This is a genomic window from Bradyrhizobium diazoefficiens (assembly GCF_016612535.1).
Classification (GTDB): domain Bacteria; phylum Pseudomonadota; class Alphaproteobacteria; order Rhizobiales; family Xanthobacteraceae; genus Bradyrhizobium; species Bradyrhizobium diazoefficiens_C.
In genome coordinates this window covers 2,280,074-2,294,093 of sequence record NZ_JAENXS010000002.1, presented here as the reverse complement: position 1 = coordinate 2,294,093, position 14,020 = coordinate 2,280,074, and the positions used below count along the sequence as shown (strand labels likewise).

The 14,020-nt window shown below is 63.1% G+C and carries 13 protein-coding genes; 12 read left to right on the top strand and 1 reads right to left on the bottom strand.

Annotated elements, in window-relative coordinates; translation table 11 throughout:
* Nucleotides 1-175: 175 nt before the first annotated feature.
* Genes JJE66_RS27630 through JJE66_RS27600 form a run of 7 tightly spaced genes read left to right on the top strand, consistent with a single transcriptional unit; the run spans nt 176 to nt 8,262 of the window.
* A complete protein-coding gene (locus JJE66_RS27630) occupies nt 176-1,828 on the top strand; it encodes a fatty acid--CoA ligase (RefSeq protein WP_200517607.1) in 1,653 nt (550 codons plus the stop codon).
* 33 nt (nt 1,829-1,861) lie between these two features.
* Complete coding sequence (locus JJE66_RS27625) at nt 1,862-2,341, top strand: MaoC family dehydratase (protein ID WP_200517606.1); 480 nt, start codon at nt 1,862-1,864, stop codon at nt 2,339-2,341.
* Nucleotides 2,338-4,032 (top strand): alpha/beta fold hydrolase, encoded by a 1,695-nt coding sequence (locus JJE66_RS27620; RefSeq protein ID WP_200517605.1) that lies wholly within the window; start codon nt 2,338-2,340, stop codon nt 4,030-4,032. The genes JJE66_RS27625 and JJE66_RS27620 overlap by 4 nt, the downstream gene beginning before the upstream one ends.
* A complete protein-coding gene (gene phaZ, locus JJE66_RS27615) occupies nt 4,025-4,999 on the top strand; it encodes a poly(3-hydroxyalkanoate) depolymerase (RefSeq protein ID WP_246756553.1) in 975 nt (324 codons plus the stop codon). Before JJE66_RS27620 ends, phaZ begins: the two co-directional genes overlap by 8 nt.
* The gene (locus JJE66_RS27610) at nt 4,996-5,424 is read left to right on the top strand and encodes a phasin family protein (protein WP_200517604.1); all 429 of its coding nucleotides are present in this window, start codon (nt 4,996-4,998) and stop codon (nt 5,422-5,424) included. Before phaZ ends, JJE66_RS27610 begins: the two co-directional genes overlap by 4 nt.
* A gap of 30 nt (nt 5,425-5,454) precedes the next feature.
* The gene (locus JJE66_RS27605; protein ID WP_200517603.1) at nt 5,455-6,672 is read left to right on the top strand and encodes an acyl-CoA dehydrogenase family protein; all 1,218 of its coding nucleotides are present in this window, start codon (nt 5,455-5,457) and stop codon (nt 6,670-6,672) included.
* A gap of 45 nt (nt 6,673-6,717) precedes the next feature.
* Nucleotides 6,718-8,262: an acetolactate synthase large subunit gene (locus JJE66_RS27600; RefSeq protein ID WP_200517602.1), complete on the top strand. Its 1,545-nt coding sequence runs from the start codon at nt 6,718-6,720 to the stop codon at nt 8,260-8,262.
* Between the two features lie 20 nt (nt 8,263-8,282).
* On the opposite strand, the gene JJE66_RS27595 is transcribed toward JJE66_RS27600, so the two are convergent.
* Nucleotides 8,283-9,065 carry an IclR family transcriptional regulator gene (locus JJE66_RS27595; RefSeq protein ID WP_200517601.1) on the bottom strand — a complete coding sequence of 261 codons (783 nt, stop codon included), beginning with the start codon at nt 9,063-9,065 and terminating at the stop codon, nt 8,283-8,285.
* A gap of 114 nt (nt 9,066-9,179) precedes the next feature.
* On the opposite strand from JJE66_RS27595, the gene JJE66_RS27590 reads away from it, so the two are divergent.
* From JJE66_RS27590 to JJE66_RS27570, 5 genes are read left to right on the top strand one after another with little or no spacing between them, the layout of a single operon-like run.
* The gene (locus JJE66_RS27590) at nt 9,180-9,536 is read left to right on the top strand and encodes a VOC family protein (protein WP_200517600.1); all 357 of its coding nucleotides are present in this window, start codon (nt 9,180-9,182) and stop codon (nt 9,534-9,536) included.
* A 44-nt stretch (nt 9,537-9,580) separates the two neighbouring features.
* Nucleotides 9,581-10,609 (top strand): LLM class flavin-dependent oxidoreductase, encoded by a 1,029-nt coding sequence (locus JJE66_RS27585; RefSeq protein ID WP_200517599.1) that lies wholly within the window; start codon nt 9,581-9,583, stop codon nt 10,607-10,609.
* 34 nt (nt 10,610-10,643) lie between these two features.
* Nucleotides 10,644-11,744: a flavin reductase gene (locus tag JJE66_RS27580; protein WP_200517598.1), complete on the top strand. Its 1,101-nt coding sequence runs from the start codon at nt 10,644-10,646 to the stop codon at nt 11,742-11,744.
* A 3-nt stretch (nt 11,745-11,747) separates the two neighbouring features.
* Nucleotides 11,748-12,617 carry an alpha/beta fold hydrolase gene (locus JJE66_RS27575; protein WP_200517597.1) on the top strand — a complete coding sequence of 290 codons (870 nt, stop codon included), beginning with the start codon at nt 11,748-11,750 and terminating at the stop codon, nt 12,615-12,617.
* A gap of 39 nt (nt 12,618-12,656) precedes the next feature.
* Nucleotides 12,657-13,982 (top strand): MFS transporter, encoded by a 1,326-nt coding sequence (locus JJE66_RS27570; RefSeq protein ID WP_200517596.1) that lies wholly within the window; start codon nt 12,657-12,659, stop codon nt 13,980-13,982.
* The last annotated feature ends 38 nt before the right edge of the window (nt 13,983-14,020 follow it).

Sequence of the window (14,020 nt, the reverse complement as noted above, 5' to 3'; positions counted from 1 at the left end):
GCCCGGACTGGGCGTCGTCCGTTCCGGACCTTCACAAGGACGAGGCCGCGCGCGAGGCTTGTGCTCACGTCGCGCGACGGGTTCGTCGTGAGGCAAGTCGGCCTGGCGAGATCCGCGCGCTCAGAATTGCGGACGCGATCAGTGCCGCGGGGATGAGACGTCGACGGAGGCCGCCATGGTGGGAAGGCTGATTCAGACCGCCAGATCCGCTTATCAGTTCCCTTTAATCTTCAAGCAATTGTGGCACACGCCGCGGGTGCAGGCGCCGGACCAGGAGATCGTATATCGCGATCTCAGGCGCTTCACCTATCGCCAAACCAGGGAGCGGATCGGTCGTCTGGCGTCGGCCTTGAGCAAGGCGAGCGTGGAGCCGGGCGACACCGTCGGTGTCCTCGACTGGGACAGCCACCGCTTCCTCGAAGCGTTCTTCGCGATCCCCATGATGGGGGCTGTGCTGCAGACGGTGAACGTTCGCCTGTCGCCCGAGCAGATCGCCTACACGATCGATCATGCCGGTGCGTCGACGCTACTCGTGAACGACGAGTTCGTCGGACTGCTGGAGGGGCTGAAGTCGCAATTGCCCAAGGTCAAGCGGTTGATCGTGATGTCGGACAGTCCGGCGCCGCAGACGGGGAGCCTGTCCTTCATCGGCGAATATGAGAACCTGCTGTCCGCGGCTTCGCCCGACTACGACTTTCCCGACTTCGACGAGAATACCCAGGCCACAACCTTCTACACGACCGGAACGACCGGGTTGCCCAAGGGGGTCTACTACAGCCATCGACAGCTCGTGCTCCACACGCTGGCCGGGCTCGCGATGTTCGGGATTGCGGGAACGCAGGGCCGCTTCTCGCGTGACGACGTCTATATGCCAATTACTCCGATGTTCCACGTCCACGCCTGGGGTTTTCCTTGGTCGGCGACGCTGGCCGGGGCCAAGCAGGTCTATCCCGGGCGCTACGAGCCGGCGATGCTGGTCAAGTTGATCAAGGATGAAGGCGTGACCTTCACCCACGGCGTGCCAACCATTCTGAGGATGTTGCTCGACGCCGCCGCCAAGGCGAACGTCGACCTGAAGGGCCTCAAGATGGTGATCGGAGGCTCGGCCTTGCCGAAGGCGCTGGCGAAACAGGCGTTGGCTGCGGGCGTCGACATCTTCGCGGGCTATGGCATGTCGGAGACCGGCCCCCTTGCTGCGGTGTCCCACGTCAGATCGAAGGACCTTTCCGGAGACGCGGAAGGAGAAGTCGAATTCCGCACCAGGGCCGGAATGGCAGGGCCACTGGTCGATTTGCACATCGTCGACGAGGACATGAAGGACGTGCCGCATGACGGCAAGTCGGCCGGCGAGATCGTCTTGCGTGCGCCCTGGCTCACGCAGGGTTACTTCAACAATCCTGAAAGTTCGGAGCAGCTCTGGGCCGGCGGCTACTTGCACACCAGCGATATCGCGGTGGTGAGTCCGGACGGCTACGTGCACATCACCGATCGCATGAAGGACGTCATCAAGACCGGCGGCGAATGGGTGTCGTCGTTGCAGATCGAGGATCTGATCTCGCAATGCGCCGGCGTCGCCGATGCGGCCGTCATCGGCGTCAAGGACGACAAATGGGGCGAACGCCCGCTGGCGCTCGTGGTCAAGCAGGAGTCCGAGCCGAACGGTGTCAGCGCTACGATCATCAAAAATCACCTCAAGACCCTCGCAGACAAGGGCGTCATATCGAAATACGGCATTCCGGAGCAGATTCTCTTCATCGCGACGATCCCCAAGACCAGCGTCGGCAAGATCAACAAGAAGGAGCTGCGCGAGCGCTACGGAAACATGTAGCCGTCCACCGCAGCCGCGAACGTGGAGGAAACCGTGAGCAATTTCACTTTGGCCGGGTTGAATGAAAGGGTCGGGGAGGAGCTCGGCCTCTCCGGCTGGGTCACAATCGACCAGGCGCGCATCGATACGTTTGCGTCCTGTACCGGCGATCATCAATGGATCCACGTCGATGTGGAGCGGGCGAAGCGCGAGAGCCCATTTCGCGGACCCGTCGCGCACGGGTATCTGGCGCTCGGGATGGTTGCACCGCTGTCCATGGAAGTCGGTGTCATTCCGCGCGATGCCGCTGCGGGCCTGAACTACGGCATCGACAAGGTCCGCTTTCTCGCTCCGGTGCCGGCCGGCACGCGGGTGCGGCTGCGTGTCGTGCTCGCCGGACTTGAGCCGAAGGATGGCGGACAGGTGATCATGAGAACCCAGAATACGCTCGAAATGGAAGGATCCGAGAAGCCCGCGCTGGTCGCCGAGACGCTCGCGCTTCTAATCCCTGCAGCGGGAGCCCGAGGACAATGAACGCCGAAAGCCGCCAGCAACACCCGCTCGTCGAAGGCATTTCGGAGGATGCCTCCAGGAATACGCTTGCGCTCAATCCCCTAGTCGGCCTTCGGGGTGAGGATCTCCTGGAAAGTACCGCCGTCCTGTTCAAGGCCGTCGTCAACGAGCCGAAGGTCGCGACCGAGCAATGGCTGTCCTTCCTTGGCGAGCTCGGTTCCATCGCTGCCGGCAAGTCGGAGCGCACGCCGCGCGCAGGCGACCGTCGCTTCTCCGATGCCACCTGGAAGGAGAGCACTCTGCACAGCGGGCTGCTGAAAGCCTATCTCGCCTGGGGCGACGCCGTCAGCGGCTTCGTCGACAAGACGAGCTTGAGCGAGATCGACAAGGCGCGAGCCCATCTCGTGACCGAAATCCTAATCGACGCGGTCGCGCCCACCAACGCGATGCTGACTAATCCGGCCGCGATACGTAAGTTCGTGGACAGCGGCGGCCGCAGCGTCTGGCAGGGGCTCAAGAACTATGTCGACGATCTCACCAGGAACGGCGGCATGCCGTCGATGGTCGACCGTAGCGCGTTCAAGGTAGGCGAGAATCTCGCGACCACGCCGGGCGCGGTGATTCTGCGCAACGAGCTGCTGGAGTTGATCCAGTATGCGCCGACGACGCCGAAAGTCTGGAGACGGCCGCTGCTCATCACGCCGCCGCAGATCAACAAGTACTACGCGCTCGATCTCTCGCCCGACAAGAGCATGGTCCGCTTTCTACTCGATAGCGGCATTCAGGTGTTCTGCGTGAGCTGGCGCAATCCGACTGCTGCCGATCGCGACGTCGGCCTTGAGAGCTACGTTGCCGCGCTCGACGAAGCTGTCGACGCCGCGCGTGAAGTCACCGGCAACGACGACATCTCGATGATGGGATCCTGCTCCGGCGGCATCACATCGACGGCGTATTTCGCAACCGTCGGCAGCGCGAAGATCGGGAACATGGTGCTGGCGGTCTGCCTGCTCGATCCGAACACGGCCGGCGAGAGCGCGTTCGGCTGCCTGATGACGCCGGAAACGATGCGGGCCGCCAAGGAAACATCGAGGCTCCGCGGTCTGGTCGATGGTCACGAACTGGCGCGGATGTTCGCCTGGATGAGGCCGAACGATTTGATCTGGAATTACTGGGTCAACAACTATCTGCTCGGCAATCAGCCGCCGGCCTTCGACATCCTGTACTGGAACGCCGATACGACCCGGCTGCCGGCGCGCCTGCACGGCGACTACCTCGATCTCTACTTCACCAATCCGTTCGTCAACGCCGGAAAGCTCGCGCTAAACGACAGAATGATCGACATGAGCAAAGTCAAGGCCGACTGCTACGTAGTTGCCGGCGTGACCGACCACATCACGCCCTGGAAGGGCGTGCACAGGACGGCGCAGATCATGGGTGCAGGTACCACCTTCGTGCTGTCGAACAGCGGTCACCTCCAAAGCCTCCTCAATCCGCCGACCAATCCGAAGGCGTCGTTCATGATCGGTCCCGTCAATTCGGCAGGCCCGGACGCGTTCATGGCCGCCTCCGAAAAGCGGAAGGGAAGCTGGTGGCTCGACTGGCGAGACTGGCTTCACAGGCGATCGGGTGAGGAAGTGGATGCACCGGCGTCGTTCGGTAGCCAACGTCATCCCGTCCTTGCTCCAGCTCCGGGGACATACGTCTTTGAGTGACATCGCCACGAATGCCCGCCCGTCTGCACAGATCGTGACCGGGAAGCCGGGCGAGATCACGGTGCGGCAAATCGCAATCGACGGGCAGTCGCTCCGGGTCGCCATCAGGCATGGCCGCGAGCGACAGCCGCCGCTGCTGCTGTTCAACGGGATCGGCGCGAACTGGGAGCTGGCCAAGCCGCTCCTTGAGGCGCTCACGCACACGACCGCGATCATCTTCGATGTGCCCGGCGTCGGCGCCTCGCCGAAGCCGGTTTTCCCGTATCGCCCGTCGACGCTGGCGCGGCTCGCCGCGGGTCTCGTCGCCGAATTGGGTTATGCGGAGGTCGACGTCGCCGGCGTGTCTTGGGGCGGCGGAATCGCGCAGCAGTTTGCGCATCAATATCCAAAGCGGTGCCGGCGGCTGGTGCTGGCTGCGACAGCACCCGGTTCCACCATGGTGCCGGCGAGCCCCGCGGTGCTGTGGAAGATGGCGACGCCGCGGCGCTACACCAACAAGAGCTACATGAATAGGATCGCGGCCGACATCTATGGCGGCGCATTTCGCCACGACCCGTCGCTGATCGGCCGGCACGCGACCGCAATGCATGGCGCTCGAAATCTGGGCTATCTGTATCAACTTCTCGCGATGGCCGGCTGGACCAGCCTGCCGTGGCTATGGTCGCTGCGACAGCCGACGCTCGTGTTGATGGGCAGCGACGACCCGCTGGTCCCTCCGATCAACGGTCATATCCTGGCTCGCCTGATCCCGAACGCCGAGCTGCGCATGATCGAGGATGGACATCTGTTCATGGTGACGCGACCGGCAGAGACCGCCGCGTTGATCGAGGATTTTCTGGTCGGCGAAGGCCGGCAGGCCGAGCAGGCACCGCGATCTCGGGTGGCGGATCATATCGCCGATGTTCTTCCCGCATCGGGAGATAACCGGCATCATTCAGAGGCAGAGCAACAAGGGAGGACGCCATGACGGATACGACCTCATACATCGATATGCTCAGGAAGTTCGGCAGCGATCTTGGCCTGCCGAAGCTGAATGTGGATGAGCTGCTCCAGGCTCAGAAGAAGAATATCGACGCCCTCGGCCAAAGCGCAAAAGTGGCCGCGGAGGGCGCCCAGTCGGTTGCGCAGAAGCAGCGTGAGGTGCTGGAGGCGGGTCTCCGAGAAGCGGAGACGCTCGCGCGCGAGTACAAACCGCTCGGCCAGATGCACGAGAACACCGCGTTGCAGACCGAATTTGCGCGAAAAGTTTTCGAGATCGCCGTCGAGGGAGCGCGTGAGAGCGCATCGACCGCGAGGCAATCGACCACGGAAGCGGTGAAGATCATCCAGGATCGGGTGAAGGAGAGTCTGGAGGAGATCCGCGCCAACGTTCGTCCGGGCAAATCGACCTGACGTTATCGTTCACGCACCAGGGAGGGGATCATGGTGAACCCACAGGCGACTGGAACTAGAAAGCCTGACTACGCGCCGCCGCCGATCGACGGCGACTTCTATGGGATTGCGAAGGTCATGAACGAAAGCGAGCGTGCGCTGCTCCGGCGCGTCCGCGAGTTCACCGAAGGCGTGGTCGCGCCCGTGATCGAGGAGTATTGGGGGCGGGACGAATTCCCGTTCGCCATCGTTCCGAAGATGGCCGAGATCGGCATCGGCGGCGTCGGCTATCAGGGCTACGGCGCGGCGGGCGGCCGCTGGTTGTTGAACGGCCTGGTCGCGATGGAGCTGGCCCGGGTCGATGCGTCGGTCGCGACGTTCTGGGGCGTGCACACCGGCCTGTCGGCGGGGTCGATCTATCTGTGCGGCGATGAGCAACAGAAGCAGCGTTGGCTGCCGTCCATGATGCGCTTCGAAAAGATCGGCTCGTTCGGCCTGACTGAGCCTTTGGTTGGCTCGGCGACGTCGGGCGGTATGCTGACGACCTGCCGCCGCGAGGGCGACAGCTGGATTCTCAATGGCCAGAAGAAATGGATCGGCAATGCGACCTTCGCCGACATCAACGTGATCTGGGCGCGCGAGGAGGGATCGAACCAGGTCAAGGGCTTTGTCGTCGGCAAAGACAATTCGGGCTTCTCGGTCGAGAAGATCAAGACCAAGATGGCACTGCGCGTTGTACAGAATGGGCTGGTCACTCTGAAAAACTGCCGCGTGCCCGAGGCGGACCGTCTTCAGAATGCCGATTCCTTCAAGGACACCGCCAAGGTCCTGCGAATGACCCGCACCGGGGTGGCGTGGTTTGCCGTGGGCTGCCAGATGGGCGCTTATGAGCACGCGCTGCGCTATGCCACCGAGCGGATCCAGTTCGGCCGGCCGATCGGCGGATTCCAGCTCGTGCAGGATCTTCTGGTGCGCATGCTCGGCAACGTCACGTCGACCCAGACGATGATGTTGCGTCTCGCTCAGCTCCAGGATGAAGGCGTGATGCGCGACGAGCATGCATCGTTGGCCAAGGCGTTCTGTACCGTCAAGTGCCGCGAGACCGTTGGTTACGCACGCGAGCTGCTGGGCGGCAACGGCATCCTGCTCGAGAACCACATCGGGCGGTTCGTGGCCGACGCCGAGGCGATCTATTCTTACGAGGGTACCAGGGAGATGAACACGCTGATCGTCGGCAAGGCGATCACCGGGCTGAGCGCCTTCGTCTGACGTGAGATATCACAGCGCGGTCGATCAACAGGACGGGGAAGCGGCATGAACGGCGCGGAAAGTCTTTTGCGAACCCTGGTCGGATCGGGCGTCGAGGTCTGTTTCGGCAATCCCGGTACGTCGGAAATGCACTTCGTCGCCGCGCTCGACAGGGTCGAGGGCATGCGGGTCGTGCTCGGACTTTTCGAGGGGGCGGTGACCGGCATGGCAGACGGCTATGGCCGCATGGCGGAGAAGCCCGCCGCGACCCTGCTGCACCTTGGCCCGGGGCTCGCGAATGGCCTCGCCAATTTGCACAACGCGCGTCGCGCGGCGACGCCGATCGTCAATATCGTGGGCGACCATGCGACCTATCATGCGCAGTACGACGCGCCGCTCGCATCCGACGTTCACGGATTTGCCCGACCGGTCTCCGGCTGGGTGCATTCGTCGGCCAGCGCCAAGACTGTTGCCGCGGACGGCGCGCGAGCTGTGCAGGCCGCGCTGCAATGTCCGGGGCAGATCGCGACATTGATCCTGCCCGCTGACACGGCCTGGATGGAAGCCGACCACCCGGCGCCCGCGCTGTCGAAGCCCGTGGCAGCGATGGTATCGACCGAAGCGATTGACCAGGTCGCGGCGGCGCTCAAATCTGGTCGCAAAACCATGTTGCTGATCCGCGGAGCCGCACTGAAGGAAGCCGGTCTCAATGCGGCGGGCCGCATCGCAGCGGCTACCGGCGCCCGGATCGCTTGCGACACCTTCGCGCCACGCTGCCAGCGCGGCGCCGGGCGCGTAGCGGTCGAGCGCATCCCGTATTTCGCCGAGCAGATCGTCGAGTTCATGAAGGGGACGGAGCAACTAATCCTGGTTGGCGCAAGCCCGCCCGTGAGCTTCTTCGCATATCCGAACAAGCCGTCCTGGTGCACGCCCGAGGACTGCAAGATCAGCTATCTTGCCCATGCGCACGAGGATGGTCCGGCTGCTCTCGAAGCTCTCGCCGACGCCGTGAAGGCAGCTAGGCAGCCGTTGCATGTCGGTGCATCGGACAGGCCCGACATTCCGACTGGACCGCTCACTCCGCAGACGGCCGGACAAGTCATCGCTCATTTCCTGCCCGACAACGCAATCATCTCCGACGAGGGCGCGACGGCAGGCGGAGGTGTGCATCGATTTGCAGCCACGATTGCAGCGCACGATCATCTTGCCTTGACCGGCGGCGCGATCGGGCAGGGCATTCCGGTCGCCACCGGCGCCGCAGTGGCCTGCTCGGACAGGAAGGTCGTCTGCCTCCATGGTGATGGCGGTGCGATGTACACGTTGCAGGCGTTGTGGACGCAGGCGCGTGAATCGCTCGATGTCACCACGGTGATCTTTGCCAACCGTTCCTATGCCATCCTCAACATCGAGCTCGCGCGGGTCGGCGCCGGAGACCCGGGGCCGAAGGCCTTCTCGATGCTGGATCTGCACAATCCTGAGCTCGATTGGGTCAAGCTCGGATCCGGCATGGGCGTAGAGGCGAGCCGTGCGGCATCGGTTGGAGAGCTCGCCAGCCAGTTCGGCAGTGCCATGAACAATCGCGGTCCTCGGCTGATCGAGGTCGTTCTATAGCGTGCGGGTTGGGCAATCCGCTAGTCGCGGCTTGTCGTCTTGCCGCCAAGCGCTTGCGTTGCGTTCGCGGCGCTGGCAAGCAGGGCTTTCACCTGCTCGCTCGAGGGCTCTATCGTCATCGAGGCCCGCGTCCCTGCCAGACTAAGGGTGAACCGGACATCGCCATTCCAGTCCAGCACCGGAGCTGCAATGGAGACATAGCCGGTCAGGTCGGAGCGAACGATCGTCGTGTAGCCCTTTCGCTTCAGCTCGCGGCTTGCGTCATCCCTAAATTTTCCTGCGTCGACTTTGCCGCCGAAAACAGCATCCCATTCCTGCGCGATCAGATGGGCCGTCAGGTTCGCTGCCAACCGTGCGGCGTAGATCTTGCCGGCCGCGGAACTCAGCATCGGGATCAGCCCAGTGCGAAATTCAAACGCGCCTCGCTGATCGCCATCCTGCTTGAACAGGCTGAGTGGGCCGTCGTCGGTCCATGTGGTGACGGCCGCGCTGCGCCGCGTCATGTCGCGCAGATTGGTGACCTCGCGGCGGACAATCTCAAACCCGTCGATTTGCTGGATCGCGCTGACGCCGAGCGAGAGCGCCGCAGGCCCGAGGCGATAGTGGCCAGGCTTCTCGTCCGCGGCGGCGAGCCCGATCCTGACGAGGCTCACGAGATAGTTATTCGCGGCGCTCGCCGTCAGATCCGCGAGCGGCGCGATGTCCTTGAGAGCCATCGCCTGCTGGCTCGTCTGCATAACGCTCAGAATCCGAAAGGCAATTTCCACCGACTGAATGCCGCGGCGCGGCTTCTTCTCCTGCATCTGCTTCCTTCGACCGGTCCAACGAATCGAGATTGACACAAACAAAAGCCGCGAGCACTATACAACTATAAAACATAAGTTCAATAATATTGAATATCGACGGAGGACACGAAAATGCCCCTTGGTGCCATCCGCAGCGTCTACACGGTCGCCAACGATATGGATCTCATGCAGGCCTTCTACGCCGAGGCGCTGGAGCTTCCGCTGGCTTTCCGGGATCGCGACAATTGGTGCCAGTTCAAGGCGGGGCAGCTCGCGTTTGCGCTGAGCTCACCTTCCGAAGCGGCCACGGGCGCGCGCGGGAGCGTGGTCGTTTTCGAAGCGGTCGACATGGCTGCGATCGCGCAGCGGATCGAGCGGCTCGGCGGGCTGCACTTGTCGAACCGCGACATGGGTTCGCACGGCAGCGTCGCGACGTTCGCCGACCCCGAGAACAATCTGTTCCAGATCCACGTCCGGCAAGGCGGCTAGGTACCGCCAAGCGTCAGCAGCTCATCCCAACAAGGATACTCACCATGAAATTCGGCGTCTTCGATCAGAACGACCGCTCCGGGCTTCCGCTGGCAGAGCAGTACGAGAACCGGCTTGTGCTTGCCGAACTCTACGATCGGCTCGGCTTCCACTGCTTCCATATGAGCGAGCACCACGGCACTCCGCTCAGCACCACGCCGTCGCCCAGCGTGTGGATGGCCGCGCTGTCGCAGCGGACCAGGAGATTGCGGCTGTGTCCGCTGGTCTATCTGCTGCCGACCTACAATCCGGCGCGCCTCTACGAAGAGATCTGCATGCTCGATCATCTGAGCGGCGGGCGGTTCGAGTTCGGGATTGGTCGCGGCGCCTCGCCGCATGAGCTCGACGCGCTCGGGATCGACTCCACGAAGGCAGCGAAGATGTATGCGGAGGCCTTCGATACGATCCAGCACTGCGTCACGCAGGATTCCGTCACGACGACGGGAGAGTTCTGGAGCCTCAACGACTATGCGGTGGAAATGAAGCCGCTTCAGCGGCCGCGTCCGCCGATGTGGTACGCGGTCGGCTCACCGGACTCCGTGGTCTGGCCGGCACGCAACGGTGTGAACGTGGTCTGCGGCGGCCAGGTGTCCCGCGTGCGCGCGATCTCCGATCGCTATCGCGAGGAGATGGCCGCAGGCAGTCTACACAGCGGGAGTTCGCCGCTCATCGGCGTCAATCGCTACATCATCGTCGGCGAGACCGACCGCGACGCCCACGAGATGGGCCGGAAGGCCTGGCCGTCGTTCTACGATAATTTCATCAAGCTCTGGCGCAAGCACGGGACGCAGCCGGTCAACGCGAAGCTGCCACCCTCATTCGATCAGCTCGTCGAATCCGGCCATGCGATCGCCGGCTCGGCCCGAACGGTTACGCAAATCCTGTCCGACCAGGTCGCGCTTGGCGGGCTGAACTACGTGATCGGCAGTTTCATGTTCGGAACCATGCCGCATGCGGAGGCTGCGGCCTCGATCCGCCGCTTCGCCGAGAGCGTCATGCCTGCGGTGAAGGCGGCCGAAACAGTCGCCGCATGAGTGCACAAAACAGGTGAACGCAAGGAGGTGAAAAATGTCTGGTGCTCCTCTGTTGGACAGCCGCGACCTGCGGAGCGTGCTCGGAACCTTCGTCACCGGGGTGACCGTGGTGACGACGACAGATGACGAGGGTAGATTCCACGGCGTGACCGCCAATTCATTCAGCTCGGTCTCGCTCGATCCGCCGTTAGTGCTCTGGAGCCAGGCGGTCAAGAGTCACAGCCACCCAGCGTTCTTCAAGGCCGACCGGTTTACCGTGAACATCCTTGCCGAGGACCAAATCGAGCTGTCGAAGCGGTTCGCGAAATCCTCGCATGACAAGTTCACCGGCATCGATATTGATCTCGGTTCAGGCGGTGTGCCGCTGCTTCGCGATTGCAGCGCCAGGCTGCAATGCCGGGTCGTGTCCCGAGTTCCCGGCGGCGACCACACGATCTATGTCGGCGAGGTGCTTGCGATCGATCAATCGGAAAGGAAGCCGCTCGTCTTCGGCAACGGTCGATATCTGCTGGCAGATCCGCACGATTTGGCCGACACCAAACTGTCGCCCGATCGCAAGCAGATCCAACTCACTGCGATGCGGCTCGGCACGCGTGCGATCGAGCGCCTGGTCAGACGGTTCGACGAGACCATGGCGCTTGCCGTCTGGGGCGCCCATGGTCCGACGATCACCCATTGGGAGCCGGCGTCCGCTCCGGTGAGCGAAGCACTTCCCGTCGGCTTGATTCTTCCCGTCACATCGACGGCGACGGGTCTGGCCTTTGCCGCACACCTTGCTCCCGAAGCCATCGCCCAAACGGCCTTGCCGGGTCAGGATGCGGCGTCCGGAGAGGGCGATTGGAACGAGCGCCTCGCGGAAGTGCGCCGGCATGGGCTCGCCAGACAGGGGTTGGAGACCTTCTACCGCAGCGAGACCCTAATCAACGCCCTCAGCGCGCCCGTGCTCGATGCGGATGGCCGCGCGGTGCTGGCCCTGACCGCGGTGGGCGAGGCAAGCCGGTTTCGCGCCGATCTCGACGGGGAATTCGCCCGCGCCTTACGCCAGACGGCGCAAAACATGTCGCAACGGCTCGGCTATGAGGCCACTAATTCTCGCGAGCCGGCCAGGCGCCTTGCGTTTGCGGTTGGAGCTTGAGCGATGGCCGAATTGTCCCCGCTCGATGCCGAGCTGCTCGCGCAGGATCTGCCCGCGCTTGCCCGGGCGGACGTTGTGTCTTCGGTCTTCTCCGGGCAGCGAGGCCAGCTGGAATATCGCGTTGCCGGAGACCAAAACAATCCCGCAGTGCTGATGCTCCACGGACTTGGCTCCAGTTCGGCAGGATACCGCGCCCAATTCGCTGGCCTGTCGCGTGATTTTTACGTCATTGCTTGGAACGCGCCCGGCTTCGGCGGCAGCTCGCCGATCCCGGGACAGAACGCGGATATCGACGACTACGCAAACGCGCTGGAAGGTTTGCTGCTTGCGCTCGGCATACGCCGGCTGGCGGCCTTGGTCGGTAGCTCCTGGGGGAGCGTCGTGGCACTGGCCTTCGCGAGGCGATATCCCACGCTGATGGGCAGCCTTGTTCTTTCGGCACCTAACGCCGCCAGAGGTCACATTGTTGGCGAGGCTCGCGATTCCGAGCTCAACGCATGGCTTGGTATGGCCGATGTCGACATCCTGGTGTCGCGTTCGGCGATCGCCAGCAGGCTGGTCACGCCGCACACGCCGGCCCTGATCAGGCAACTTGTCGAGCGCTTGCGCGACGGCATGACGACCGATGGCTGGCGTCAGGCGATCCGGTCGTTGTTCACGGTCTACACGCCCGAAATCGTCCCAGAGGTCAGGTGCCCCATTGCCGTCCTTTCCGGCACTCTCGACCAGGTCGCGCCATATCGCGATCACGCCGAGCGGCTCCTCGCTGCGGCACCCTGGGCGACATCGCAACTATTCGAGGGCTACGGGCACATTCTCAAGCTCGAAGCTCCCTCGAAATTCAACGCGATCGTTCGCGAAATCGCAGCTTAGGCAAGAAAAAAAAGGTGCAGTCGCGCCGGGGAAGGAAACATGGACGCAGAACAGGAAGTAGAACGGCCCAATTCGGGTCATTGGTGGTTGGCGGGCGTTCTCTGTCTCGTGAATGCCGTTGCGTTCATCGATCGCGCGGCGTTGCCGCTGCTGGTGCAGCCGATCAAGCGTGACCTCCAGATATCCGACACGCTGATGAGCTTCCTGATCGGAGCCGCATTCATCATCACCTACGCTGTCGGGGGCTGGTTCGTCGGCATGCTCGTCGATCGTTTCCCGCGCCGACGGATCCTGGCCTTGGGCATCGCGGCGTGGGGGGTATCGACGATGCTCTGCGGATCCGTCACGACCTATGCAGGTCTCTTTCTTGGTCGCTGCGGTGTTGGAGCGGGCGAGGCAACCTGCGGGCCTTCGAGCATGTCGTTGGTCAGGGATGCGTTCCATCCCCGCTTTCGCGGGCGGGCTGTCGCGATCTGGGCCATGGGGGCGAGCATCGGTGGTGGACTGGCGCTATTGGGCGGTGGTGCCATTCTTCACTTCGTCGGGGAGAGCGGGAGCTACGTTCTTCCGTTGCTCGGAATCCCGGTTCGCTCATGGCAGCTCGTTCTGATCGCATGCGGCGCGATTGCCCTGCCGGTCGCCGTGCTCGTTTATACGTTCAAGGAGCCGGCGAGACGATCGGCTGGCACGGATCAACCCATCGCGCTCAAGGATGCCTTCGAAGCTGTTCGTGATCGATGGCCTGTCTTCGCCCCGCTGTTTCTGGCGAATGCTGCAACGATCATGCTGTCGGTGGGATACTCGTCGTGGATACCGGCCTTTCTCGGGCGGGTATGGAAGATTCCGGCAGGCGAGATCGGCCTCACCTATGGTCTCATAGTCCTGCTTCTGAGCACGGCCAGCCAGTTCATCGCCGGATTTTTCGTCGATGCGGTTTATCGCAGATACGGATTGTCGGCGGTCCCGGCCCTCGGCGTTGCGATCTCCACGCTGATCTTCCTGCCGGCGGTCTTCGTTCCGGCCGCAGAATCCATCGTGTCGGTCTGGGTGCTGCTCGCCGTCTTCAATCTGCTGGCGGCGAGTCTCTTCACCATCGGAACATCGACGATCGTGCATCTGGCATCCGGGGCCGCGATTGGAAAGATCACAGCAGTTCATTTCGCCTGGGTCGGCATTACCGGAACAGCGATCGCGCCGACGCTGGTGGCCGTCGTCGCCGAGCAATTCTTTCAGGGCGCTCTGGGGTTGGCCCTCTCGACCGTCGGCGGTGCGCTGGCGGCGCTCGGCGGAGTGTGTCTCCTCGTCGTGTACTGGCAGCTTCGACCGGGCGACACCCTTTCATCGCTGGCGCGTGAGACGGCCTAGGGAAACGAACCTTTGCTCAACAAACACATTCCAGGGAG